The organism is Streptomyces sp. NPDC048671 (genome assembly GCF_055587045.1).
Window position 1 is genome coordinate 400,302 of the sequence record NZ_JBVJHB010000008.1, and the last position, 22,506, is coordinate 422,807.

Consider the following 22,506-nt stretch of genomic DNA (forward strand, 5'->3'; position numbering starts at 1 on the left):
CTCTTCGTTTTGCCGGAGCGCGCGCCGAAGGCCGAAGCGCATCCGGGAGCCTTGACGAGGAAGAGAGGCCTGTAACAACCCGGCGCGGGTAAAAAGCTAGTGATCACCTTGCGGCTATCGGGCGAATGAACGTGGGGCATCGTTCGGGGCGGTACGTCCGCTACCGGGGCCCCTACGGGCGGCGGCGGTTGCGGTGGAGGCGTCGAGCAGATGCAGGCGTGTTCCGGACAGGCCCGGCGGCGGTGCGCACAGCGGCGGGTGGGGTGGGAGGGGCAGGGAGAAAGAGCAGATGGCAAGGCAGCGGCCGTAACTGCTGGCCCGCGCTGCGCATCAAGCGGGCAGAGTGACCCCCCGTGCCCCAGCGGCAGGTGAGGCGAGCACCGAAACGGCTGACCGAGAGCGTTCTGCCGAGCCGTCCTTCTGGGACAGTGAGAATCGGATTCCGAACCCACGGCACGCCGTCGGGGCGCAAGCCCTGCCGTTCTGAAAAGCCGCAGGAGGACTGAGACGAGGCCCCTCGCGGCACGTGTCGGGCAATCGCACTCAAGCACCGGATCGCGCTGGCAGTACCGACCTCATCAACAGGAGGCACGCCCATGCACGTCCGCACCTCACACCTGTCGAGCAGACCCGTCCGGGCCGTGACGCTCGTCCTGAGCATGGTGGCCGCTCTTCTGGCCACAGCTCTTCCCGTCGCTGGCCCGGCACACGCCGCCGTACCCGACCGCTGGGGATTCGCGTACCTGGACAACGCGACTCCGCCTCCCGGCTACGCGCCCGACCCCTCACGGCAGTGGGGCAGTTGGGCCTCACCGTCCGCCAATCCCGTCAAGGTCGACCAGATCGGCCTTGGTTCGTACGTGGTGCACTTCCCGCTGATCGGCGGACCGGGTGGCATCGCCCACGCCACTGCGGTGAACAGCGTTGCCCACTGGTGTCAGATCGCCGACTGGAAGACCGTGGGGCCCGGTCAGGACGTGTACGTGAACTGCTACCGCCCCAGCGGCGCTCCGGACAACTCCACCTTCACGGTCCTCTACACGAGCAGCAGCGGCCTGCCCGCCACGCCCTCCGGTTCGTACGGCTACCTGAACTCGGACAGCAGCGGCACAGTACTCACCCAGTACAACTCCGCGGGCTCCGCCAATGCGGTGAGCAAGGGCTCGACCGGCATCTGGAAGGCGTGGCTTCCCTCTCTCGGGCTGTCCAGCTACGCAGGCGATCTCCAGGTCACCGCGGTCGACCCGCAGCAGGGAGCGCGGTGCAAGGTGTCCGACTGGACGCCGGGGACGGCAGGCCAGACCGTGATCGTTGCCTGCTACGACGCGTCCAACAACCCGTACGACACCGAGTGGACTCTGAGTTACTCCTATCTGCGAGCGGTACACGGGCCGGCCTTTCCGCCGAAGTCCTTCGGTTATCTCTGGTACAACGGATCGCTGCCCGCCCTGACCAACTACAACTCCAGCGGAGCCACCAACACCCTCGGTGGCTCGGGAGCGCCCTTCACGGTCACCATGCCGTCGGTGGCCGTCCCGTCGGACACCGCCCATGTCACCGCCTACGGACACAGCGCCGACTACTGCGGCCTGTACAGGCCCTGGGACAGGACCAGTGGTTCCGTCCGGCTCTACGTGGCGTGCTTCGACCCCGGCGGAGCGCCGGTGAAGACGCCGTTCTTCGCCGCCTACACCTCGGCGCTCTGACCTGAGGCACAGGTACCACCGGAGCACGTCCTGGGAAGGGCGCGCTCCGGGGCACTTCGGAGGCGCCGAGCGACTGGCACACGGCGGTGGGCCGACGCCGACGTGTCGGAAGCGCCGGCCCCGGTGGCCGGCCCGGCCGGATGTGGCTCGGCAGCAACCGACTCGGGGCGCGTCTCTCCGACGTGATCCCAACAGCGCGAGGGCCCAGGTCGCTGGCCTGGGCCCTCATCATGGAGCGGGTGACGAGGATCGAACTCGCGCTCTGAGTTAGGGAATCACCCGGTGCTCGGGCGCCAACGTCCGACCTGTCCTGCGGGAACAGGCTGATGCTTCCCGGATCCGAGTGTCGTAGCGGCACCTGTGATGACCGCTCTTCACCGCTCCGAATGACACGTAATGGCACGTAATAGAACGTAATGGTGCGGCAGGTCACAGGTTCACCTGTCCTCGACCGGCAAAGCCAGAACTTTGATCGCTGCGGCCAGGCCGGCGAGCGGAGAGTCGTGGCCGTCCAAGATCAGCCCGAGTCATCCGGCCGGAGCAACCGGCCCTCTGGAGCGATGCGGACTCGTGTCAGCGGATGCTCCGCGACCGCGGTCACCGGGAGGCTCCGATCGCTCGAACCGACGACAACATGTACGCGCGAAGCACGGCCGGGATCGTCAACGCACATGACGACACGTTGCGAGCCTGACGACACCAAGCCCGTGACCCACCGGGCGAGGTTCTCCACGTCGGCCACGCATACCCGCGACCCCTCTACGTTCAGCACCCCGTCGAAGACGTCGTCTCCCATGACAGGCATAGCGCGGTTCCAGCTCGATACCCGAGTGAGCGCGGTCTGCCCGCGAGTCCGGACGACGAGGTGTTTGCCGTCGCTACAAGCCGGCGCGTTGTCCCAGTCCAGCTCCGGAGGATCGGTGGATCCAGTGAGGAGCACCGGATGATGTGGTTAGAAGTCCACAGCCCAACCAGCATGACGCCCCTCCTGATCTGCTGAGATGCGCAGAGGGTATCGCCGCGCGAGGTGGAGGCCGCAGAGTCTCGACGACTCAGGCCAGGCCTGCCCCGAGGGCGCGGCGCACGGCGTCGGCGCGGTCCTTGATGTCCGCCTTGGCGAAGAGGTTGTTGATGTGCGTTTTCACCGTGGCCTCGCTGATGAAGAGCTTCTCGGCGATGGCACGGTTCGGCAGGCCCTGGCCGATCAGGGTGAGGACCTCGCGCTCGCGCGGGGTGATGTCGCCGGGCAGTGGCTGTCCGGGGGCCGGGGGCCTGGTGCGGGCCGTCTCCAGGAGGCGGTTCTGGACTTCGCGGTCGAGGACGGACTGCCCGGCGGCGGCGGCGCGGATGGCGCGGGTGATGTCCTGGCGTCCCGCGTTCTTGGTGAGGTAGCCGATGGCGCCGGCGCTCAGCGCGGCCAGGATGGAGTCGTCGTCGGCGAACGTGGTCAAGATGACCACGGCGACCTCGGGGTGCTCCTCGGTGAGCCGCCGGGTCGCCTCGGTGCCGTCCATCACCGGCATCCGCAGGTCCATGAGGACCACGTCGACCGGGCCCGCGGCGACTGCGGCGAGTACTTCGGTGCCGTCGGCGGCCGAGGCGACGACGTCGATGTCGTCGGCCAGCCCGAGGACCGCGGCCAGCGGCTCCCGTACGGCAGCCTGGTCGTCGGCGACGATCACACGCAGCCGCTGAGGATTCTGCGTCGGTTCACTCATCCCGGTATCACTGCCTCCACTTGCCAGCCGCCTTCGTCCGGTCCTTCGGTGACCGGGCCCGCAGTGATCGTGCCACCCAGCAGGGCGCCCCGTTCCCGCATGCCGATCAGCCCCATTCCGCTGCCGATGCCGGCGCGCGCCGCACGGGTCGCCGCGCTGTTACGGATCCTCAGTGTCGTTGATGCGGCATCGAACGTCAGCTCCACGTGGACTTCGCCGCCGGGTGCGTGCCGGACGGCGTTGGTCAGCGACTCCTGCGCGATCCGCAGCAGGTTCTGCGTGACCCGGGACGGCACTTCGCGCGCGGTGCCGGTGAGGGTGAGGGCGTCGCGGTGGCCGGACGAGTCGAGCATCGCGGTCAGGCTGCCCACCAGCGGCAGGGAGTCCTCACGCAGCGCGTGCACGGTCCACTGGGCCTGCTTCAGGCTCTCCTTGACCATGCCGTGCGCCTTCTGGTTCGCCTCGCGGACTTTCTCCAGGTCACCGGTTTCGATCAGGGCGTCCGCCAGTTCCAGCTGCATGTTGATGCCCGCGAGGGAGTGGGCCAGGACGTCGTGCACGTCGCGGGCGATCCGTCCCCGCTCGGTGAGGACGGCGGCCTGGGCCTCGGCGCGGGCAGCCCGCTCCGCGGACTCCGCGGCCTCGATCACCGCCTGGACGGCGCGCCGGCGGCTGCGGTTGATGATGCCGAGGACGACCGGGCCGCCGGTGGCCAGACCGACGGCCCAGGGCAGCAGGTGGTGGCCGGGGCCGATGCGCAAGTACAGGATCCCGCCGCACAGCAGGCTGCAGAACGCCGCGAGGACCAGGGCCGGCTTGGGCTGCAGCCGGTATCCGGCGTGGCCGACGATGAAGAACGCGAAGAGGTAGCTCGATCCGCTGCGGCTCACGGCGATCAGGGCGGCCGCGGCGAGGATGCCGAGGGTCAGCCAGACCAGGGCGACGCGGGGCGGGACCCTGTGCTCGGGCAGGTGCCGGGCGAGGAGGGCGAGGGAGTTGACGACGATGAGCGCGGCGACCACGAGGCCCCGGCCGTCGAGACCGACCGGCCGCACCGTGATGAACGCGGAGCCGATGACGCAGAGGGTCAGGACCCAGCCCACGCGAGGATCGTGACCTGTGAGGGTCAGGAGGCCGGATGCCCGGTACGGGGCCGAGCCCGTACCGGGCGCGCTCTGCTCTGTAGGAGTGCTCTGCTTTTCTGGGACGCTCTGTGCTTCGGGCACGGCGTGACCATAGTCCACGGTCAGGCCGCGCGGTCGAGAGAGGGCGCCGGGTGCGTCGATGCGGTCGTCTGCGCCTGCCTGCCGTTCACCATCCGGCTCCGGACAAAGATCGTCGCGAGTCGCGTGACGACCTCGGTGAGTGCCATCAGGACGAAGGCCGCGACCCAGGCCTGGTCGCTGGTGATGTGGTGGGCGATGCTGAACCGCGCGACGTTGTCGGCGCCGCCGTGCGAGACCCAGAACTGGAAGCCCATGCGGGCGCCCATGCCGAGCACCCAAAGGATCGCGGAGACCGCGCCGGCCTTGATCAGCAGGTGCTCGCCCGCCACCCGGATGCGGGTGTAGACGCCGCCAGCGATGCCGAGCGCCGCGCCGACGGCCATGAGCGCGCCGATCAGCACCAGGTTGTTGCCCGCGGTGGGCACGCTGTCGAGGTACGTGTGGGCCACGAAGGCCACGATCCCCAGCGGGATCAGGAAGGACTTGAGGTCGAGACGGCCTTCCCGCAGTTGCCGGAAGACGATCAGGACGAGGGCGATGTCGGTGATCCACTCGGTCGTTGTCATGCCCTCAAGAGTGCTGGCGCAGGGCCTCGCGCACCTGGACCCATGGGTGGAACGACGGGTGGAGATCGCCGTCTCGTCCGGCGGCTCCGGACCACGGTTCTGACCCTGAGCCGTGCCACCCTCCGGGAAGGCGAGGAGCACACGGTGGATTTCGACACCTTCACCGTCGGCCTTCAGATCCGCGCCGACGACGGCCACGAAACCTACCTCGCAGTGCGGATCACGGGCTCGGTCCCGCCGAACCCCACCACTTTGATCTTGCGCAACGTCCCCGGCTGCGAGGCCGACGGCTGGTACCCCGAATACGCCCTGCCGGAGCGGGACCTGCTCCCCGCCGAACAAGCCTGGTCCAACCTGATGGACCCTCGCGAGGCCGCCCGACTCCTCGACACGGAGCCGTAGCAGCCGGAAGCAAACAAGGCCCAGGTCTCTGACTTGGGCCTTCTTCGCAGAGCGGGCGACGAGAGTCGAACTCACGCTCTAAGCTTGGGAATCACTCGGGACTTGGGCCCCGAACACGGATCTGAGCTGCGGAAACGTGCTTTTGGGTGGTACGTCAGTGGGTTGCGGGAAGCCGCCTGTTGACCGCCGTTCACCGCCCCGACTGGCACGTAGTGGCACGCGCCCTCCCCTGGCGGCCAGAGCGTGTATCTCTGCCGGCCATCCCGCCCCCCCGGCGGGGCGCCCGACGAATCAGGGGCGGTCGTACCAGGCGAATGCCGTGATCCGCCAGCCGTCCGAGGTACGGACGAACTGGATGGTCTTGGTCCCGGCACCCTCGAACGGCTCACCGTCCAAGACCCCGGACTTGCGGTATTCGCTGAACCGCGACGCGATATCGCCCGAGACCTCGGTCCGCTCGGAGGTCTCCCACTCGGAGAACTCGACCAGCCGACCGTCGGACAGCAGCCGCCGGCGAGGCTCGACGAACTCGTCCACGGTGTAGACCGTGAACTCCGGGGCGGTTTTGACGATCACGCCGCTCGGAAGAACCAGCCGCCGGATCCGGGCCACGTCGGCAGCCTTACCGCCCCGATTGTCAAAGGCGCCGAAGAACTCGGCGGTCACTGCATCGATCTCGGTCTTGGACATGGACACGACGCTAACACCGAAGGGGCAAGGGGGTTCGGCCGCCGAGACCACCAGTCGGCCGGGGGCGGACGCAGGCCATCCTGCACCTGCTGCGGAGCTGGCCGTGCCCGAGGTCCAGACGGCCCCGGACAGGGCTGGACGCGCGGCAAGCCATTCCGCCGGTCCACCTTCGGCCGCTAATGGCGAAAGGACCGTGCCGAAGTCGGCTTGCCTGACAACTTCCGCTTCTACGAGCTCGTCACACTGGGCACACCCTCTCGACTCGGTCGTGGGCCACGCTCAAGGACACGATGGTGCGAGCCGGCCAGTCCTCGGAGAGGCGGCCATGAAGTATCAGCACTCCGACAGCGAGCGGCAGAAGGAAGTGGCCGGCGGCATCGATGCGCACGTACGCGCCGCACGGCTGAGGGAGAGTGCTGAGCAGGTCGAAGTGCAATCGGGACGCAACGGGCACGGAACGCCTGGCGCGGTCTAGACAGCAAAGAAGCCCCCGACCGTTGGCCTGGGGCTTTTTCATGGAGCGGGTGACGAGAATCGAACTCGCGCCCTGAGCTTGGGAATCAACGGTTCTTACGTTGTTGGAGGGGCTCTGACCTGCGATTTCGGAACGGGCAGGTGGATGGCTCCCGGTCTCTGGGAGCCGTATCTGACCGCTGCTGTCCGCTCTGCTGGACACGGATGGGGCACGAGGGCTGACAGTGCGACGGACGGAACCCGCCGAAGTGCGCGCTCCGGGCGGGTCGGCTGGTCAGAGGGGAATGATGCGGACTTGCTTGCCGCAGAGCTTGGTCATGTCGTCGCTGTCGGAGGTCAGCAGGGCGACGGGTTTCGGCTGGCGGAGCGCGACCTCGGCGACGGTCGCGTCGATGGCGTACTTGTGCCCGTGCAGCCCGGCGCCTTTGAGGAGCTCAGCCGCCGTTTTCGCCGCCTGCTCGGTGACGGGCTCCACCTTGACACGGGACAGGGCCCAGTTGAGGCGAGGCATGTTGGTGCGGGAGTGGGTGACTTCCACGATGGTGTTGGCCCCGATCACGAGGTCGGCCCCCATGTCGTGGAAGACCTGCAGCATGGCGAGGAGCTTGCGGTCCTGCGCGATCCAGGCGGAGAGTCCTTCCGAGTCCAGGACGACGGTTTCGATGCGCTCGCTCACGCGGCGTCCGCGTCCTTGGAGGAGCCGATGGCACCGAAGATCTTCGAACGGGCCTCGGCGAGTTCCTCGTCGCTGAAGTGTCCGTGTTCTTCCTCGTGGCGGCGGAGGTCGTCGCCCAGAAGCTGGTGCCTGATCTGGCGGGCCACAGCCTCCGCTACATAGCCGGAGACGTTGTCAGTGAGCTTGCGGAGCTCCGCCACCTGGTCGCTGGGGAGCGTGACGGTGATGCGAGTCGTTGAGGACATAAGTCAAAGCATACTGGAGTATGCACATGCTGGCTCGGGTCTCAGGACCCCAGCCTTGACGCCGGCGGTCGCATGCTCCGGGTGGAGACATGGGGTCGGTCGCTCTCCGGCCGTCCGTAGCGAGTGAGGCTCCGGGTCGGTGCCGCTGGACGTCAAGCAAAAGGCTCCAGTCATTGACCAGGGCCTTAATCAAAGAGCGGGTGACGAGAATCGAACTCGCGCTCTGAGCTTGGGAATCAACGGTTCTTGAGCGGTCGTTCCTGCTTTGACCTGCACGGTTGGCCGAGACGCACAGGGTCGGGGCGGCCTCGATGCACCGTACCTGACCGCTGGTGCCCGTTCTGCTGGGCACGGATGGGGCACGAGTGGAGGCGGCGGCCAAAGGCTTCAACGGCCGAGTTGGGCAGTCCTCCAGCGAGACCTCCGCGACGGCCGCGTCCGTGACAGTCTCCAGACGGGATGTAGATGTAGGGGTGGACGTCGTGAAGAGGGTTCTCGGGAGCAGATCGCGGAGCGCCGCCACGACGAATTCGAATTCGATGTCGAGTCCTGCCCCAGAGACTCGGGCAACGGGGTCGAAGATCGGCCGTACAGCGGATACTGGCCCTGAATGCGCCTCCGAACTCGCCACCACCCGCCCAACCCGATGACCGGCGGAACCGGCGCCGGGCCGACCCGCCGGTCTGCATGCGGCGCTGGACGAGGAGACCGTGCCTGGCGGTCTCGGGGGTTACATCGGAGGCCGCACCCACGAAGCGAAGCTCTGACCGGGGGCCGCATTGTCCCGCCAGTACCTGAGCACGGTCTCGCGCACGGTCTCGAACCGCCCTGCGGTGGTAAGGCGGGCGATGGGCTGCCAACCGCCCGCGTCCGTTTCGAACGCGACGAGAAGCGGCGGTCCGGGCGCCGCAGCGGCCGCTCAGAGGTGACCGTCCAGGAACTTCCGTACCTCGTCGATGGTCATAGGCCCCGTGCCGTGCGCCACCGCCGCTCCCTCCTTCAGCAGGAGGCAGGACGGGGCTCCGGTGATCCCGTATCGCTCGGTTGCCGCCGGGCAACGCGTGATGTCGGTGCGGACGACCGTCAGGCGGCCCGTGTAGGCGGCGGCGATGTCGCCCACGACGAAATCCATCACCCGACAAGGCTCGATTGCCTTGGGCCATGCCCCGGTGAAGTATGCGAGGACCGGAACCTTGCTTCTCCCGAGGACGAAATCGAACTCCGCGTCCTCACGAGGTCGGTGAACCAGCTTTGTCATGGGAGCTCCTGACCTCACGTTTCGTACTCCATCCCATCATCCCTCGCGCGGTGTGCCAGGTCGGCCCCGGCCGGTCGTCCGGCCGGCTGCCGGGAGGGAGATACGGGCCACCGCAGGACGGCGGTGGTCCCTGGGACGAGCGGCCCGGCCCCTTGTCGCGACGACCGGAAAGCCGTTTTCCAGGGTCATAGCGGCTTGGCACCGGGAACGAGCACGATTTCTGGACGCTCGCGGACGCGGCGGTAGACGGGTGACGCGTCAGCGGACCCGGAGACCGACCGCCAGCGTCAGTTCAAGGACCCGGTGTGGTGATGCGAGATCGGGAAACAGCTCCCGCAGTTGCGACATCCGGTATCGAACCGTCTGGGGATGGACGAACAATGCCGCCGCGACCTCGTCCCGCCTGCCCTGGTGCAGCAGCCACGCTCGCAACGTCTCCTCCAGCCGTCGTGCGGTTGCGGCAGGCAAGGTCTGCAACGGTGCGAGGGCTCGGGCGCGCAGGTCCGCGAACGCGTCCTCGTCGGCGCTGAGCACCAGGTCGGGCAGGTGGTCCTCGGTGTCGCGAATGTCAGAGGAAAGGGAGCGTGCGCGTAGGGCTCGTGCGTACGAGGCGGACGCGTGGGTCCATGGCCGGGCCGGGCCGACCACGGCGGCGCGGTCGGTCAGCTGCCGTAGGAGACGTGATCGGTCGGCATCGGGGACGAGGAGCACACCGGTGGCATCCGGCAAATCGTCGAGGACGAGGGTGCTCGGGTCGAGTGTCCGGTAGGCAGGCCGGGCCTGGGCGGCGGGCAGCAGGACGGCGGTCAGCGAAACCGGGGGCTGCCACCTGGCCCGTTGGCCGGAGGCCAGCAGCACGTCCGGGCTCGCGCCGGCGAGGAGGTCGCGGGCCAGGTGTTCCAGGTGGCGCTCGTGGGCTCTGCCCCGGGCGGCCAGTTCGTCGGCGTGGCCCGCGGCGCTCGCGGCGGAGAGCTCGTCGATGTAGGCGAAGGTCAGCTCGGCGAACTTTGCGACCTCGGCGGCGGGCAGACCTGCGGGTACGGCACCCGCTGCCAGACATCGCCAGGCGACCCGGGCGCCGACGCGGTAGGCGCTGAGCAGGGCGTCCATCGAACGGCCGTCGCGCACCTCGCCGCGGCCCAGCTCGTAGGCGGCGTCCCCGGCGTCGCCGCCTGTGGCGTTCCCGCTCGCAAGGTCCAGGTAGTGCGCCAGGGCGGTGCGGACGGCTCTGCGGATGGTGGCGCCCATGCGGCCCGACAAGGCATGGGCGTAGGGAGGAACCTCGTCGATGATCGCCTGGACGACTTCGTCGGCGGTGGTCTTCAGTGCGGCCCGAAGGGCGGTGACCGTCGTCTCATCCAGGCTCAGTTCGCTGGCCCTCCGGATTGCATAGCTCATTTTTGTTCCCTGCGAACAATTCAGTCGACCAGATTTACGTCCTGTGGTCAGGACTTTACGCCTAGAGGCGCAGCAAGCTGGAGTCATGACGAGTGGAGCCCTCCGCAGTAGGGCGTGGAAACTGCTGGAGATGGTCACGACGCCGCTGCTGCCGTCGGACTACCTCGACCTGGTCAGCCCGCTGCGTGCGGGCGCTGACCTGTGTGGGCGCATCGAGGCCGTGCACTCCGAGACCGATAACGCCGCGACTGTCGTGATCAGGCCGGGGCGGGGCTGGCGCGGCCACACAGCCGGCCAGTACGTGAGGATTGGAGTCGACGTCGACGGAGTGCGCTTGTGGCGTGCCTACTCCATCACCTCGCCGACAAACCGCCGGGACGGCCGTGTAACGATCACCGTGAAGGCGATCCCGGACGGAAAGGTCAGCAACCACCTGGTCCGCAGGGCGAAACCGGGCACGCTGATCCAGCTCGACCAGCCGACCGGTGACTTCGTCCTGCCGCAGGCCAAGCCCGCCAAGGTGCTCTACCTGACGGCCGGCAGCGGCATCACGCCCGTGATGGGCATGCTGCGCGACATCGAACTCGACGACGTCGTCATGGTCCACTGCGCGCCACAGCCTCAGGACGTGATCTTCCGCAAGGAACTGCACAGTCTGGTCGCGGACAAGAAGCTTCGGCTCACCGAGGTGCACACCGACACGGACGGCAAGCTCGACATCGCCCGTCTCCAAGAACTCGTGCCCGACTGGGTCCAGCGCGAGACCTGGGCCTGCGGGCCCGCAGGTCTGCTCGACGCCGCCGAAGAGCACTGGACCGAAGAGGGCGTCCAAGAACGCCTGCACACCGAACGGTTCCGCCCCGGCATCGTCGTCGTCGGCGACGGCGGCGAGGTCACGTTCAGCGCCACCGGCAAGACCATCGACGCGGACGGCGCCACGCCGTTGCTCGACATCGGCGAGGAGGCCGGCGTGCTCATGCCCTCCGGGTGCCGTATGGGCATCTGCTTCGGCTGCGTCACGCCGCTCAAGGCCGGCGCTGTCCGCGACCTGCGCACCGGCGAGATCACCGAGGCCGAGCCGGGCGTCCTCATCCAGACCTGCGTGTCCGCCGCGGCGGGCCCCTGCGACATCGAACGGTAGGAACACCTTGACCGCCATCGACCCCACCGCCCACCTGACCGCGGAGCAGATCGAGGAGCTGGGCCGCGAGCTGGACGCGATCCGCGACGAGGTGATCGCCGGCCGCGGTGAGAAGGACGCCGCCTACATCCGTAAGGTCATCTCGGTACAGCGCAAGCTCGAACTGGTCAGCAGGGGTGTGCTGCTGTTCTCGATCTTCCCGCCCGCGTGGGTGCTCGGCACCGCCGGGCTGTCCGTGGCGAAGATCATGGACAACATGGAGATCGGCCACAACGTCCTGCACGGCCAGTGGGACTGGATGCGAGACCCGAAGATCCACTCCACCACCTGGGAGTGGGATCACGTCTCGCCGTCCGATCAGTGGAAGCACTCGCACAACGAGCTGCACCACACGTACACCAACGTGATCGGCAAGGACAACGACCTCGGCTACGGCATCATGCGCGTCGACGAGGACCAGAAGTGGCACCCCTTCCACCTCGGCCAGCCGCTGTGGAACTTCCTCAACGCCTGTTTCTTCGAGTACGGCATCGCAGCGTACGACCTGGAGCTCGGCAAGAACCTCACCAAGCGCCGCCGCAAGAACCCGGAGTTCCGCGCGCGGGCCAAGGCCGTGGGCCGTAAGATCCGCAAGCAGGTGCTCAAGGACTACGTGATCCACCCGTTGCTGTCGGGCCCCTCATTCCTCACCACACTCGGCGCCACGTTCACCGCGAACCTGGTCCGCAACATCTGGACCCACTCAGTGATCATGTGCGGGCACTTCCCCGAGGGCGTACAGGTCTTCGAACGCCAGTCGATCACGGGCGAGACACGCGGCCAGTGGTACCTGCGCCAGATGATGGGCTCGGCGAACATCAGCGGCAGCAAGGCCATGCACTTCATGACCGGCAACCTGTCGCACCAGATCGAGCACCACCTGTTCCCGGACCTGCCGAGCAACCGGTACGCCGAGGTCGCGGTGAAGGTGCGCGCGCTGTTCGAGAAGTACGAGCTGGAGTACATCACCGGCCCGCTGCCCAAGCAGGTGTTCTCCGCGTGGCACAAGGTCTTCCGGCTCGCGCTGCCGAACAAGCAGCCCAAGGTCGGAACGCCGGACCGTGAGCAGGACCTCATCGCCGCCTGACTCCCCGGCCGCACCTCAAGCCCTTGATGACGTCACTGCTGCGACACGACGGCCTACTCGGCCAGTGGAGTTTCCCCGCTGCCCGGGTCCCACAGCTTGGTGAGCGCACGCCGGACAGCAACTGAGTGGGAGCTTCTCTCCGGCTTCCACGACAAGCCACGCCAGGTGAGAAGGGCGACGAGGTGGACTATGACTTCAGGAAGACCGGGTGGAGCAGCACTCTGTACGGCTGCACCGCCGGGTCGCTCCTCGATTGCTCCGCAAACGGCACGGAGAAGTGAAGCACCGCGGTGAACGCTCTGATGACACAGTGCCTGCCGATTCGAATGATGGGTGGCCCCGATCGGCAAAGGGCCGGCCGGACGCTCTCGGCGCCGTGACGCGTGCTGAATCCGGCCTGTGAGAAGGAAGAAGTCGAATGCCGCACATGACGACGCCTGACGGGGTCCGGATCGCCTACCAGGTCCAGTGCGAGGGGACACCGCTGGTGCTGCCGGCGGGCCAGGCGAACAACCACCATTGACGGGACGGGGTACGCGACGACTTCCACGCGGCCCGTGGCTCGCAGCACCCTCACCCTCGATCTCCGCGACAGGGGGAGATCGAGAAGCCCCACAAGCCCTACGGCACCGAGCTCTTCGCCCTGGACGTGGTCGCGGTGCTTGACTACCTCGGTATCGACGGGGCCGACGTCTACGGCACGTCCATGGGCGGACGCCTGGCCCAGCAACTCGCAGCCCGCCACCCGCACCGGGTGCGCGCCCTAGGGATCGGCTGCACGTCACCCGGTGGACCGCACGGCATCGGACGCGACAATGCCGTGAGTAGGTCGCTGGTACAGCACGAGGGCGGGGCGACGCGGCACGACCCATTTTGAGCTGATGTACACCCCGGCCTGGCTGACCGAAGCCAGTCGGCGACATCCGGATTCCGCTCCGGGCCAACAAGAAAGCCCCGGGCGGCTGGCCTGGGGCTCTTTCGTGGAGCGGGTGACGAGAATCGAACTCGCGCTCTGAGCTTGGGAATCAACGGTTCTTAGGTTGTTGCAGGGGCTCTGACCTGCGATTTCGGATTGGGCAGGTGGATGGCTCCCGGTCTCTGGGAGCCCTATCTGACCACTGTTGTCCGCTCTGCTGGGCACGGATGGGGCACGTCGACTGTGGGGCATCAGTCTGAGGTTCTGTGCTGGAGCGGGTGACGGAAATTGGAACGGGAGCCACCTGTGCTGCAGACGCTCCGGTGGCGTAGACGTCAGGCCCAGAAGGCTTCGGTGACGACGATCTGGGGATCGGCGTGGCGCCGCATGAAGGTGTAGATGAGCCAGCCGCGTCCGCCGGCCAGGTCCACGATGTGGGGGCCGCCGGGGCTTGTGGAGGCCAGAGGTCGGACGGTCATCCAGTGCGGGAGCGAGGCATCGGCGTCGATCCCCCGGAAGTACGGGTCTTCGGCCGTGATCAGTTCCGCACGAGCACTCATGATCAGGTCACTGCCTTCGGCGGGCATGTTCTGGAAGTCGTGCTGCGCCTGCTTCGTCCAGTCTATTTGCCAAGGCGGCCGGAGTGGTTCGTCGATCACTCCCCGGGCTTCCTCTCAGCGGCTTCGTGCCGGAGGCGGCTGTACTCCTCCAGGAGTCGGAGGGACTCCTCGGGGTCCTCGGACTTGGCGGCGCGGGCTTCGAGGTCGCGAAGGTGCGAGTCGAGGACGGGATTCCGCGCGATGGCGTACTGCGTCCACCACAGGCGCATGAAGGCGGGCACGGGCGTGATGTTGAAGGCGTCGCCGATGACGCGCTTCCAGTGCGCCTCAAAGTCCGGGAGGAGGTGCGGAGTGTGCTCCTGAATCGCCAACCGAAGTGCTTGAGGCGTGTGTTCGGGCATGGGCGGCAACCGAAGGGGTTCCCCCTCGTACCCATCGAAGTGGAGTGCGTGGGCGGGCATGGTTCGTGCTCCTTGGTGTGGGGGTGGGTCAGGCCGCCTCGTGTCGGTCCTCGTGTGGCTGGCGCCCGCGGGCCATCTGCTCGAACCACTCGGCCGGCACCAGGTAGGCGACCGTCTTCCCCTTGCGGGTGATGGCGGCGGCCTCGCCGGCGATCCGGGTCCGATCCAGGATCTCGCCCATCCCCTTGCGCAAGTCGATGGTTGTGTAGGTCTTCGTCTCCATACGCTGAAGCATATAACAACTATCATAGTTGACATATGCGCTTGAGAGGCGCTGGCGACCCGAAGGGGCCGACGGACGTGTTGGGGGCATAACGGGCACACAGGGCACTCTCGATCGGGCTTGAACAACAACAAAGCCCCGGCCGCTGGCCTGGGGCTTTTTCATGGAGCGGGTGACGAGAATCGAACTCGCGCTCTGAGCTTGGGAATCAGCGGTTCTTGGGCCGCCGAAGCGAGCCTGACCTGCGCTTTCATGTGGCGAGGCTTCCGTGGCCATGGTCCGTGGGAACCGCATCTGACCGCTGTTGTCCGCTCTGCTGGGCACGGATGGGGCATGGGTGCGGCTTCGCCTCATGGAGCTGGTCGAGACGGTCCCAGAAGTCACCACCCAGTCGTCATAGCGCGCGCACTGGAGTAATTCATCCCATTTGAACACATTGGAAGCCAATTTGGAAGTCGCTGCGGGTGAACGGCGGGCAGGAACCCCTCTTCCAGGTACGCGCCATCCGGCAGCCTTGCCCCGTCAATGACGACAGCCAATACGGCGAACCCTGCGGCTATCCAGGCGGTTCGGTGGCATGATCGCTGCATGTTGGCCCGGGTTCAGGCTCTTCGCGCACGTCGGCGCAGACGAGCCGCTGGTGACGAAATCTCCCAGCTGACCGAAAGTATCGAACGCCTCTGTCCAGGATACCCAATTCCGCTAAGAGTGCGATTGGCGCTTCGCGTAAACGATCGGACAGCACGTAGAGCGGGCGCTATAAGTCAGCTGTGTGGTTTTGTCATGGGAGTTTGGTGGCTGGCACCATTTATTTTTATTCTGGATGATCAAAAAGGCTCGTTAAGGCAGACTTCCGAGGTTCTTTTCGGTGCGGCGGCTTCGGTGGCTGAGCACTCCGAAAATTCAGGGGATTTGATCACGCAACTACTTCGACTCTCCCTTAGTTTCGTGCTATTGGTAACCTACTACACATTGGTTGCATTCGGCCCCACGGTTGTTGCGTTCAGGGTGGCCTTTGGTTATCCCGGAATCAAGTTCCCCGGTCGTAGGGTCATTGTTCTGAACCGAAATGCATCTGTTGTTCGCGTGTGTTCTCTGGCAATTATTGCGATTTCTGCACCGATCGGGAAAACAGGAGAGCGACGTGTCACTAAACTGCATGAAGCGGTGGAAGCGATAGTCGCTCTCCGCCGTTCTTTGCGCTCCTTGGCCCGCCTGGAAGCTGGGCCTAAGGGGGGTCGGCGTGGCAGGAAACGTGTTGTGCGTCGGCATGTGCAGAGAGTCTCGCTCTTCCTGAAAGAAGCTGAAGAGCGTCTGGGGGAGGCGCCTGATCAGGACATTAGGGTTCTTGGTTTAACGCTGGTGGAAATGTCAACGCGGCTGGCAGACCGTCGGTACAGGACGCTTCTGGATGAAGAACTAATACAGCAAATCAATGTTTCTGAGAGGGAAACAACTCGTCTTGCCCTTGGGGCAGTGCTGGTTCTCGTGCTGTCCGGGGCATCAATGTTCTTCCTCAGTCTGTTGGGATTGGCTGAAAGCCTGCAGCCGGTGGCAATTGGAGCGTCAATTGTCGTGTCGGCCGTAATCGTCTTCCGCGGTAAGGCGATGGAAAAACTGGAAACCCTGGGAATTTTCGGAAGCAATTCCGGACCACCGCAACAGTGAAGGTATTCGGCTGCCCCGAAAGGGCGCGCTAACGCTAACGAGCGAATGTGGGCCGCCAGTAGGTTGTTTGGCGGCCCACATTGAGGCATTCCCCAGCAATCTATTGATCATCTGCATCGATTGCACGACGAATGCGGAGCGGCATGTCCATCGGAACCGCGTCAGGGGAGTTGAAAGGCTCCAAGTCGCCCTCATTAGTCTCCCGGTAAGTCTGTTGGAAGAGATATTCAGTCACAGTCCGCCCGCCATTGCGGGTGAGGCGGCGGCGCTCTTCGACCATCAAGTGCACCTCGTCGCCCAAGCTCCATGTGACTTCAGTGATCTGGCCAGGCTCAAACTTCACCGACACAGCTGGACTGGCGGGTGGTTTGATAACGGCCACGCCCGCAAGTTTAAGTTCAGTTACGCGCCCTGAAATAGTGCGCTGTACACGGGTGAATGCCTCTGCGTGAGTCTTTCGCAGTTCGCGAACGTATTGTTTTCCGGATTCGGAAAGATTCGAACTGTGAACAGAACCATCGCCTGAAAACCACCGAAGTTGTACTGACAGGTCGAACCTATCGAGCGCGCTCACCAGCTTAGAGAGACTCGATAGCATGGGAGTCCACTCGGAAACGTCCTCTCTGGCTTCGACCGTCTTAACCGCATCGAATAGTACGCCGATGGCTTGTTCTGTCACTTCGGTGACATTCTCACCTAGCGGCTCTCCGCCACCTGACAGATCTTCTTCGATATGCGTTTTGCGCATCGTTGGGCGCACGTGAAGGACGGTACTGCCGGACGAGATACCTACTAGCTCCAGCTCGACGTCCTCGTCTGTGGATGCTGTAACGCCGTCCTGGAGAGGCTTAAGGAGGGCGTTACCGACGGAGAACCTCAGACCGCCCTTGCCCGCCTCATCACCGGTTAGTCGGATAGTCAGCTCGTCGCGAAGGCGTGCCGTCGGATCCCACTCGCGCACAGAGGACAGCCACTCGGCCCTACGCTCCGAATCGACCGTATCCTCGTCCCGTTCGCTGGGGTCCTCATGCTCCAGCCACTCGTCCAGGTCGGCGCGATGACTGTTCAGCATGCGTTGCCGCCAACTCGCAGTCATAGAGTCACCTCCAAGTAGCCCCGCTTAGGAACGGCACTGTCCAGAGTAGGTGCATCCTTCTGGCCGGCAGGCCTGCAGCGCTGCCACCAGTCATCCCAAGCGCCGCGCTGGCGCAGATACTCGAGTTGCTGGTGCTCAAGTACATCGAGGTCAAAGACTGAGCGGATAGGGTGATAGCGCACCTCGAGAGCAGAGAGCAGGTACTCCCTTTCAGTGTGTACCCGCGTGAACGCCTTGGACATCCAGCCCGACCGAGGTTTCCCCTTAATCGCTTGGGCAGCAGTGTCGTTGATGAAAACCGTTAGGTCGGCGTTTCGAGGGTTGATTCGCGAGCTAACGAAGCTGCCGCCAAGCCACACACAGTGCACAAGCGATTCGCCCTTCAGCGTCTCACTAAAGTGCTCGTCCAGACGGAAGAAACGGGCCATGTACAGCTCGAATCCGCTCCAGATCTGTTGGCGAGTCGTCGAGGCCTCAAAGCGCTCGCTGTCGACGAGCAGGGCCCTCGTCTCGTCCGCGTCCAACTGGTACCTGCCAGGCGCGAGAAAATGATCTTGCCCGTTTGTGTGATCTATAAAGTCGATCACCGGCTCCCCCCATCTTCGACCGGTTCCCGGACGCTACACGACGGCACAGACATCGGATAGATCCCGATCTCCATGAAGGCAGGGCGCGTGCCCGTTGCAGAGAAAAGCTGATCGCAGTGCCGTACATCTGCAGAGCTCATTTGCGCTACAGGCCACTGGAGGACAACGACCTCCTGCCACTTCAATGGGGTCCTCGCGACGCTCGCCTCGCTCCGGCCGGCACGCGCGGACGGTGCCCCGTCCGTTCCGGAGTCTGAGGGTCCCCGCCGAGGCGTCGTTGTGAAGCCGCGGGCTTAGTTCTCGTCTCATGCCCTCCGGGCCTATCCGCTGTGGGCTCGCGTCGGCGACGGCAGGGCCGAGCCGGCCGGAGGCAGGAGGGAGCGCAGCCGGGTGCATTGATGAAGCCGCAGAGCTCTTTTGGTGCTGGAGCCAGGTGCTTGGCGTGGTTCGTGCTCGCACACAGCTGTCGGACGCACCTGGTGAGTGCGGCCGACAGCGGATTCGGAGATTGTCAGGCAGATGTGGCGGCCTCGCGGCCCCTCCGTGTCCGGTGGTGGAGAACTTCGTCGAAGGTGGCGCGGGCGCTGATGGGGTCGATGTAGTGCATGGCCAGGAGGGCCGCGATGACGGCGCCGACCAGGTCGTTCTGGACGTCGGACCAGGTGTGGTCGTCGCCGCAGGTGGTAAGGCCCTTCAGGCCGTGGAGGGCGTGCATGGCCTCGCCGGCTTCCTCGGCGACCTTGCCGATCTGGAGGGCTTTGAGTTCCTCGTCGGGGAGATGGGCGCCGGCCGCTCGGCAGACGGCGGAGAGCTTCTCGATGTTGTCCCACAGGGTGTCCACGTCGGACCTCCGATCGATGGTTTCGGCTATTCCTGTGCGGGTCGTCCGAGCTGGCGCACGGTCCATCCGGCCATGCGCCAGGCGTCGGCGTCGATGAGGTTGCGGAGGTCGACGAGGACTTGGTCCGCGACCAGTGGGGCGAGTGCCTTGGGGTCGGCCTCGCGGAAGTGAGGCCATTCGGTGGCCAGGACGATCAGTTCGGCTGCCGCGAGGGAGCCTTCGAGGTCTTCGCAGTAGTCGAGTTCGGGGTGGCGGCGCAGTGCCGTGGGCACGGCGTGTGGGTCGTGGACGGTGACGGTCGCGCCGCGCTGGTGCATGAGGGCGGCGATCGCCAGGGCCGGGGATTCGCGGACGTCGTCGGTTCCGGCCTTGAAGGAGGCGCCCCAGACGGTGATGCGTACGCCGTCGACGGATCGGCCGAGAGTCTGCTCGATGAGCTTCAGTGCGGCGGTGGGGCGCGATTCGTTGACCTCCTCGGCGGCTCGTAGAAGGGTTGCTGCTTCGGTGGCGCCGAGGGTGCGGGCGGAGGCTGTGAAGGCGCGTACGTCCTTCGGGAGGCAGCCGCCGCCGTAGCCGGGGCCGGCGTTGAGGCCGCCGCGGCCGATACGGGGGTCGAGGCCGATGGCCTCGGTGAGCTGTTGGACGTCGGCTCCGGTGGCGTTACACATGTCGGCGACGCCGTTGCTGAAGGAGATCTTCATGCCGAGGTAGGCGTTGGCGGCGCCCTTGATGAGTTCGGCGGTGACGGGGTCGGTGACGAACAGCGGGATCCCGTTCGCCAGGAGAGGCGCGTAAACCTGGCGAACGGCGTCCTCCGCGCGGGCCGAGGGGACGCCGACGACGATCCGGTCCGGTCGCAGGGTGTCGTCGATGGCGTGGCCCTCGCGGAGGAACTCCGGGTTCCAGACGACCTCCACGTCCTCACCGGCCGGGGAGAGACGCGCGAGGAGAGCGCCGAGGTCGCGTGAGGTGCCGACGGTGACCGTGGACTTACCGATGATCACGGTCGGGCGGGTCAGGTGCGGGGCGAGGGCGCGGGCGGCGCCGAAGACCTGGCCGGTGTCGTAGCTCCGTCCGTCCGCGTCGATGGGCGTGCCCACGGCGAGGAAGTGGACGTCGGCGAACTCGGCGGCTTCGGCGAGGCTGGTGGTGAACCGCAGTCGCCCGGATGCGGTGTGGGTGGCGAGGAGTTCCGGGAGGCCCTCCTCGTAGATGGGGCACTCGCCGGCGTTGAGGCGGTCGATCTTCGCCTGGTCCAGGTCTACGCCGATGACCTCGTGGCCGATCTCGGCCATGGCAGCGGCGTGGGGGATACCCAGGTGACCACAGCCGATGACGGATACGCGCATGGGGTCGACGCTCCTTTCCTTGCCTCTCGCCGGCCCGGGGAATCCGGGCCAGCCGGGTGCGTCACGCTAGCGCCACCACCCGGCGCGGCCCTCTTCGTGCAGGTGAATCAACCAGCGTGCTACTTCAGGAGATTGACGAGTGCGGGCAACGCCTCAGCGGCGGTTGCCCGGCACACCAGATCGCCGTCCTGCGGCCCCTCCAGCGGGTACGGCATGAACTGGCCGTCGTGCCAGAAGCCCTCCGGGTCCAGATAGACAACCTGCATGCCGCGAGCGCGGGCGCGGGCCTGGACCTTGCGTCGGTCGGCGTGCAGGCCGACGACGAGGAGGGCCTTGGCGCCACCGACCCACTCGACGTCGGGTACGGCCTGGTCGTAGCGGCGCATGAAGCACTCGTCGAGCCCGGCGCGCGCGGCGAGCACGTCGAAGTTGTTGGTGATGACCGGACCGACGAGGTGCCCAGCGTCCTTCAGTTCCTTCAGCGCCCGCATGGCCGGGGTCGGCTCGGCCAGGAAGCAGGCACGGAACATCTCCACGAACTCCGCAGTCTTTTCCTCCGGCTCCGTCAGCACCTCATGGAGGAGTGTGTCCGCTGTCGGGGAGAGGGTGAAGCGGTGCTCCCGCGGTTCGTGGCCTTGGCGGTCGGTGACCCGGTAGATCTCGTGGAGCCGGTGCAGGGGCGGGATGCCCGCTTCGACCGACGTACCGCATCCGATCTCCACCTGGAACGGTCGCAGGTCCGCGAGGACGGATAGGTCCGGCACGCGGGTCGGCCTGCCGGGGCGGTCTTTGAACCGGATTCCGGTGGAGAGCACGTTCCACGGCAGTTGCCGGACAGCGGGCGGCGGCGCGTAGGACACAGAGGCGATCTGTACGTCCAGGCTCCGATAGCCGGCTGGGAGGGTGCGGCCCGCAGCGGCGTCCTGGGGGTGGACGTCGTGCTCGGTGATCCGGCACTTCAGGTCCCGCCGTGTCCATAGGAATCCACCGGGGGCTTCCTTCCAGCCGCCCGTGGCGAGTGAATCCCCCAGGGCGTCGTGGTGTGCGTCGATCTCGTCGGCCGGGGCGGATGCGGAGTGATAGAGGTACAGGTCGGTCAAGCCGATGGCCGGCGCAGCCGTCGTGGGCACCAAGCCGTACCGGTAGCGGTAGTGGATGATCCGTCGCCGGGCATCGTCGGAGGCCGCCCAGCCGGACTGGCCGGCGGTGGCCTTCTCCTGGGTGCGGCGCCAGATACCTTCCTCGATGTACCGGGGGCGATCGGCGTTGCCGAAGTACGTGTTCCAGACCTGTTGTTGGTCGGGTACGAGCTGGTCGATGACGACGTACGGGATGTCCATGATCCCTCCCTGGAGAATCACGCGTGGATGTTCCAGATGGCTGACGGGGTGCAGGCAGTCCCGCTCCGGGCGGCCGAAGCCGCGCTGAGAGCGACGGTTCTTCAGCGCCGCTCGACGAGAGAACAGCGTTGGGGGACCCGGCGGCCGAGCGCAGGCAGACGATCTTGGTTCCGGGAGCGGCCTCAGCGGTCAGAGGGCAGGTTTGCGTCCGGTGCGGCGGCGGAGGGCCGGTGGCCAGCGCCTTCGAGGAGCGGGCCGGCGTGCTCACGCAGTGCCCAGGCCGGGCCGACCAGGCCTGCTACGGCCAGGAACGTGAGCGCGATTCGGCCTCCTTGGCCGGACCGTGCGGTTCTGGACGCGGCGTTTCGAGCATGGCGGCGCCGAGCCACGGTCGCGAGGTGCCGCCGAGGGTGCGTTCGTGGGCGTCGAGGAGGCGGCTGGTCTGCGCGTACAACCGCTCCAGCTCGGCAGAGGTGAGGATGAGCGCGCCGTCGAGGGTCGAGCCGTCATCGAAGTGGAACTCGACGGGAACCGACCCTTGCCGGGCCCTCGGGTCGTAGACCGCGTCCCGGCCGGCCAGCAGCGTGGCGTGGGTGGCCTCCACCGGCACGGGCCTGAGCGTCGTCCCGTCGGCGGGCGCGGACCACTGGGTCCCGCCCCCGGGCGGGCGCAGGTGGTAGGTCGTGGCGGCGCCCTCACCAGGGAGGGCGACCACGACTCCCACACGGCCCTCGCGGGCGCTGTCGGTGGCGAGGTCGCCGAGCCGGGGAACGAAGGGAGTTGCGATACCTAACCCGGCTCCCTGGGAAGGGAGGTGGGGAGAACGTCGTGGCGTCATG

General features: G+C 66.5%; 23 protein-coding genes and 1 pseudogene. 7 read left to right on the top strand and 17 right to left on the bottom strand.

The genetic code is table 11. The annotated features are described in order from the left end of the window. Nucleotides 1-596: 596 nt before the first annotated feature. Nucleotides 597-1,706, top strand: a complete 1,110-nt coding sequence (locus ACZ6S6_RS18755) for a hypothetical protein (protein ID WP_469706268.1) — start codon at nt 597-599, stop codon at nt 1,704-1,706. Nucleotides 1,707-2,758: 1,052 nt separating this feature from the next. On the opposite strand, the gene ACZ6S6_RS18760 is transcribed toward ACZ6S6_RS18755, so the two are convergent. From ACZ6S6_RS18760 to ACZ6S6_RS18770, 3 genes are all read right to left on the bottom strand, one after another. Then, complete coding sequence (locus ACZ6S6_RS18760; protein WP_362958460.1) at nt 2,759-3,424, bottom strand: response regulator transcription factor; 666 nt, start codon at nt 3,422-3,424, stop codon at nt 2,759-2,761. Then, entirely contained in the window at nt 3,421-4,527 is a 1,107-nt protein-coding gene (locus ACZ6S6_RS18765; RefSeq protein WP_362958463.1) for a sensor histidine kinase, read from the bottom strand. The genes ACZ6S6_RS18760 and ACZ6S6_RS18765 overlap by 4 nt, the downstream gene beginning before the upstream one ends. 143 nt (nt 4,528-4,670) lie before the next feature. Then, nucleotides 4,671-5,216 (bottom strand): hypothetical protein, encoded by a 546-nt coding sequence (locus tag ACZ6S6_RS18770; RefSeq protein ID WP_362958466.1) that lies wholly within the window; start codon nt 5,214-5,216, stop codon nt 4,671-4,673. A gap of 144 nt (nt 5,217-5,360) precedes the next feature. On the opposite strand from ACZ6S6_RS18770, the gene ACZ6S6_RS18775 reads away from it, so the two are divergent. Continuing rightward, on the top strand, nt 5,361-5,618 hold the full coding sequence (locus tag ACZ6S6_RS18775; RefSeq protein WP_362958469.1) for a hypothetical protein: 258 nt from the start codon (nt 5,361-5,363) through the stop codon (nt 5,616-5,618). Nucleotides 5,619-5,909: 291 nt separating this feature from the next. On the opposite strand, the gene ACZ6S6_RS18780 is transcribed toward ACZ6S6_RS18775, so the two are convergent. Further along, nucleotides 5,910-6,308, bottom strand: a complete 399-nt coding sequence (locus tag ACZ6S6_RS18780) for a nuclear transport factor 2 family protein (protein ID WP_362958471.1) — start codon at nt 6,306-6,308, stop codon at nt 5,910-5,912. A gap of 111 nt (nt 6,309-6,419) precedes the next feature. On the opposite strand from ACZ6S6_RS18780, the pseudogene ACZ6S6_RS18785 reads away from it, so the two are divergent. Further along, nucleotides 6,420-6,783: pseudogene (locus ACZ6S6_RS18785) on the top strand (tyrosine-type recombinase/integrase); the annotation flags it as partial. 273 nt (nt 6,784-7,056) lie between these two features. On the opposite strand, the gene ACZ6S6_RS18790 reads toward ACZ6S6_RS18785, so the two are convergent. From ACZ6S6_RS18790 to ACZ6S6_RS18805, 4 genes are all read right to left on the bottom strand, one after another. Next, nucleotides 7,057-7,458 (bottom strand): DNA-binding protein, encoded by a 402-nt coding sequence (locus ACZ6S6_RS18790; RefSeq protein WP_469706269.1) that lies wholly within the window; start codon nt 7,456-7,458, stop codon nt 7,057-7,059. Continuing rightward, a complete protein-coding gene (locus tag ACZ6S6_RS18795; RefSeq protein WP_362958476.1) occupies nt 7,455-7,703 on the bottom strand; it encodes a type II toxin-antitoxin system CcdA family antitoxin in 249 nt (82 codons plus the stop codon). Before ACZ6S6_RS18795 ends, ACZ6S6_RS18790 begins: the two co-directional genes overlap by 4 nt. Nucleotides 7,704-8,622: 919 nt before the next feature. Beyond that, a complete protein-coding gene (locus tag ACZ6S6_RS18800) occupies nt 8,623-8,961 on the bottom strand; it encodes a thioredoxin family protein (protein WP_363021229.1) in 339 nt (112 codons plus the stop codon). 258 nt (nt 8,962-9,219) lie between these two features. Continuing rightward, the gene (locus ACZ6S6_RS18805; protein ID WP_123460220.1) at nt 9,220-10,359 is read right to left on the bottom strand and encodes a PucR family transcriptional regulator; all 1,140 of its coding nucleotides are present in this window, start codon (nt 10,357-10,359) and stop codon (nt 9,220-9,222) included. A gap of 85 nt (nt 10,360-10,444) precedes the next feature. Here ACZ6S6_RS18805 and ACZ6S6_RS18810 point away from each other — a divergent pair, with 85 nt between their 5' ends. From ACZ6S6_RS18810 to ACZ6S6_RS18820, 3 genes are all read left to right on the top strand, one after another. Further along, nucleotides 10,445-11,500, top strand: coding sequence for a ferredoxin reductase (locus ACZ6S6_RS18810; protein WP_469706270.1), 1,056 nt, complete (start codon nt 10,445-10,447; stop codon nt 11,498-11,500). A gap of 7 nt (nt 11,501-11,507) precedes the next feature. After that, the gene (locus ACZ6S6_RS18815) at nt 11,508-12,626 is read left to right on the top strand and encodes a fatty acid desaturase family protein (protein ID WP_329306737.1); all 1,119 of its coding nucleotides are present in this window, start codon (nt 11,508-11,510) and stop codon (nt 12,624-12,626) included. Between the two features lie 649 nt (nt 12,627-13,275). Beyond that, nucleotides 13,276-13,503 carry an alpha/beta fold hydrolase gene (locus tag ACZ6S6_RS18820; RefSeq protein WP_469706271.1) on the top strand — a complete coding sequence of 76 codons (228 nt, stop codon included), beginning with the start codon at nt 13,276-13,278 and terminating at the stop codon, nt 13,501-13,503. Between the two features lie 374 nt (nt 13,504-13,877). Here the strand turns inward: ACZ6S6_RS18820 and ACZ6S6_RS18825 are convergent, their stop codons facing one another. Genes ACZ6S6_RS18825 through ACZ6S6_RS18835 form a run of 3 tightly spaced genes read right to left on the bottom strand, consistent with a single transcriptional unit; the run spans nt 13,878 to nt 14,786 of the window. Further along, nucleotides 13,878-14,201 (bottom strand): hypothetical protein, encoded by a 324-nt coding sequence (locus ACZ6S6_RS18825; RefSeq protein WP_469706272.1) that lies wholly within the window; start codon nt 14,199-14,201, stop codon nt 13,878-13,880. Further along, complete coding sequence (locus ACZ6S6_RS18830) at nt 14,198-14,563, bottom strand: hypothetical protein (RefSeq protein ID WP_018960871.1); 366 nt, start codon at nt 14,561-14,563, stop codon at nt 14,198-14,200. Before ACZ6S6_RS18830 ends, ACZ6S6_RS18825 begins: the two co-directional genes overlap by 4 nt. A 28-nt stretch (nt 14,564-14,591) precedes the next feature. Beyond that, complete coding sequence (locus tag ACZ6S6_RS18835; protein WP_024490776.1) at nt 14,592-14,786, bottom strand: type II toxin-antitoxin system Phd/YefM family antitoxin; 195 nt, start codon at nt 14,784-14,786, stop codon at nt 14,592-14,594. A gap of 783 nt (nt 14,787-15,569) precedes the next feature. On the opposite strand from ACZ6S6_RS18835, the gene ACZ6S6_RS18840 reads away from it, so the two are divergent. After that, a complete protein-coding gene (locus ACZ6S6_RS18840; RefSeq protein WP_469706273.1) occupies nt 15,570-16,454 on the top strand; it encodes a hypothetical protein in 885 nt (294 codons plus the stop codon). Nucleotides 16,455-16,554: 100 nt separating this feature from the next. On the opposite strand, the gene ACZ6S6_RS18845 is transcribed toward ACZ6S6_RS18840, so the two are convergent. The 6 genes from ACZ6S6_RS18845 to ACZ6S6_RS18870 all read right to left on the bottom strand — a co-directional run bounded on the left by ACZ6S6_RS18845 (nt 16,555) and on the right by ACZ6S6_RS18870 (nt 22,505). Beyond that, nucleotides 16,555-17,550 (bottom strand): hypothetical protein, encoded by a 996-nt coding sequence (locus tag ACZ6S6_RS18845; protein ID WP_469706274.1) that lies wholly within the window; start codon nt 17,548-17,550, stop codon nt 16,555-16,557. Further along, on the bottom strand, nt 17,547-18,137 hold the full coding sequence (locus ACZ6S6_RS18850) for a DUF6932 family protein (RefSeq protein ID WP_469706275.1): 591 nt from the start codon (nt 18,135-18,137) through the stop codon (nt 17,547-17,549). Before ACZ6S6_RS18850 ends, ACZ6S6_RS18845 begins: the two co-directional genes overlap by 4 nt. 511 nt (nt 18,138-18,648) lie before the next feature. Next, on the bottom strand, nt 18,649-18,978 hold the full coding sequence (locus tag ACZ6S6_RS18855) for a MazG-like family protein (RefSeq protein ID WP_469706276.1): 330 nt from the start codon (nt 18,976-18,978) through the stop codon (nt 18,649-18,651). A 26-nt stretch (nt 18,979-19,004) separates the two neighbouring features. After that, the gene (locus ACZ6S6_RS18860; protein ID WP_469706277.1) at nt 19,005-20,327 is read right to left on the bottom strand and encodes a UDP-glucose dehydrogenase family protein; all 1,323 of its coding nucleotides are present in this window, start codon (nt 20,325-20,327) and stop codon (nt 19,005-19,007) included. A gap of 119 nt (nt 20,328-20,446) precedes the next feature. Then, entirely contained in the window at nt 20,447-21,667 is a 1,221-nt protein-coding gene (locus ACZ6S6_RS18865; protein ID WP_469706278.1) for an SIR2 family protein, read from the bottom strand. 298 nt (nt 21,668-21,965) lie between these two features. Then, nucleotides 21,966-22,505 (bottom strand): hypothetical protein, encoded by a 540-nt coding sequence (locus tag ACZ6S6_RS18870; RefSeq protein ID WP_469706279.1) that lies wholly within the window; start codon nt 22,503-22,505, stop codon nt 21,966-21,968. Nucleotide 22,506: the final 1 nt, after the last annotated feature.

What these genes read in the sequence shown, in the direction of transcription:
- ACZ6S6_RS18755 (WP_469706268.1), top strand. Translation starts at nt 597, where the DNA reads ATGCACGTCCGCACCTCACACCTGTCGAGCAGACCCGTCCGGGCCGTG.
- ACZ6S6_RS18760 (WP_362958460.1), bottom strand. Translation starts at nt 3,424, where the DNA reads ATGAGTGAACCGACGCAGAATCCTCAGCGGCTGCGTGTGATCGTCGCC.
- ACZ6S6_RS18770 (WP_362958466.1), bottom strand. Translation starts at nt 5,216, where the DNA reads ATGACAACGACCGAGTGGATCACCGACATCGCCCTCGTCCTGATCGTC.
- ACZ6S6_RS18780 (WP_362958471.1), bottom strand. Translation starts at nt 6,308, where the DNA reads ATGTCCAAGACCGAGATCGATGCAGTGACCGCCGAGTTCTTCGGCGCC.
- ACZ6S6_RS18795 (WP_362958476.1), bottom strand. Translation starts at nt 7,703, where the DNA reads ATGTCCTCAACGACTCGCATCACCGTCACGCTCCCCAGCGACCAGGTG.
- ACZ6S6_RS18800 (WP_363021229.1), bottom strand. Translation starts at nt 8,961, where the DNA reads ATGACAAAGCTGGTTCACCGACCTCGTGAGGACGCGGAGTTCGATTTC.
- ACZ6S6_RS18805 (WP_123460220.1), bottom strand. Translation starts at nt 10,359, where the DNA reads ATGAGCTATGCAATCCGGAGGGCCAGCGAACTGAGCCTGGATGAGACG.
- ACZ6S6_RS18810 (WP_469706270.1), top strand. Translation starts at nt 10,445, where the DNA reads ATGACGAGTGGAGCCCTCCGCAGTAGGGCGTGGAAACTGCTGGAGATG.
- ACZ6S6_RS18830 (WP_018960871.1), bottom strand. Translation starts at nt 14,563, where the DNA reads ATGCCCGCCCACGCACTCCACTTCGATGGGTACGAGGGGGAACCCCTT.
- ACZ6S6_RS18835 (WP_024490776.1), bottom strand. Translation starts at nt 14,786, where the DNA reads ATGGAGACGAAGACCTACACAACCATCGACTTGCGCAAGGGGATGGGC.
- ACZ6S6_RS18840 (WP_469706273.1), top strand. Translation starts at nt 15,570, where the DNA reads ATGGGAGTTTGGTGGCTGGCACCATTTATTTTTATTCTGGATGATCAA.
- ACZ6S6_RS18845 (WP_469706274.1), bottom strand. Translation starts at nt 17,550, where the DNA reads ATGACTGCGAGTTGGCGGCAACGCATGCTGAACAGTCATCGCGCCGAC.
- ACZ6S6_RS18860 (WP_469706277.1), bottom strand. Translation starts at nt 20,327, where the DNA reads ATGCGCGTATCCGTCATCGGCTGTGGTCACCTGGGTATCCCCCACGCC.
- ACZ6S6_RS18865 (WP_469706278.1), bottom strand. Translation starts at nt 21,667, where the DNA reads ATGGACATCCCGTACGTCGTCATCGACCAGCTCGTACCCGACCAACAA.
- ACZ6S6_RS18870 (WP_469706279.1), bottom strand. Translation starts at nt 22,505, where the DNA reads ATGACGCCACGACGTTCTCCCCACCTCCCTTCCCAGGGAGCCGGGTTA.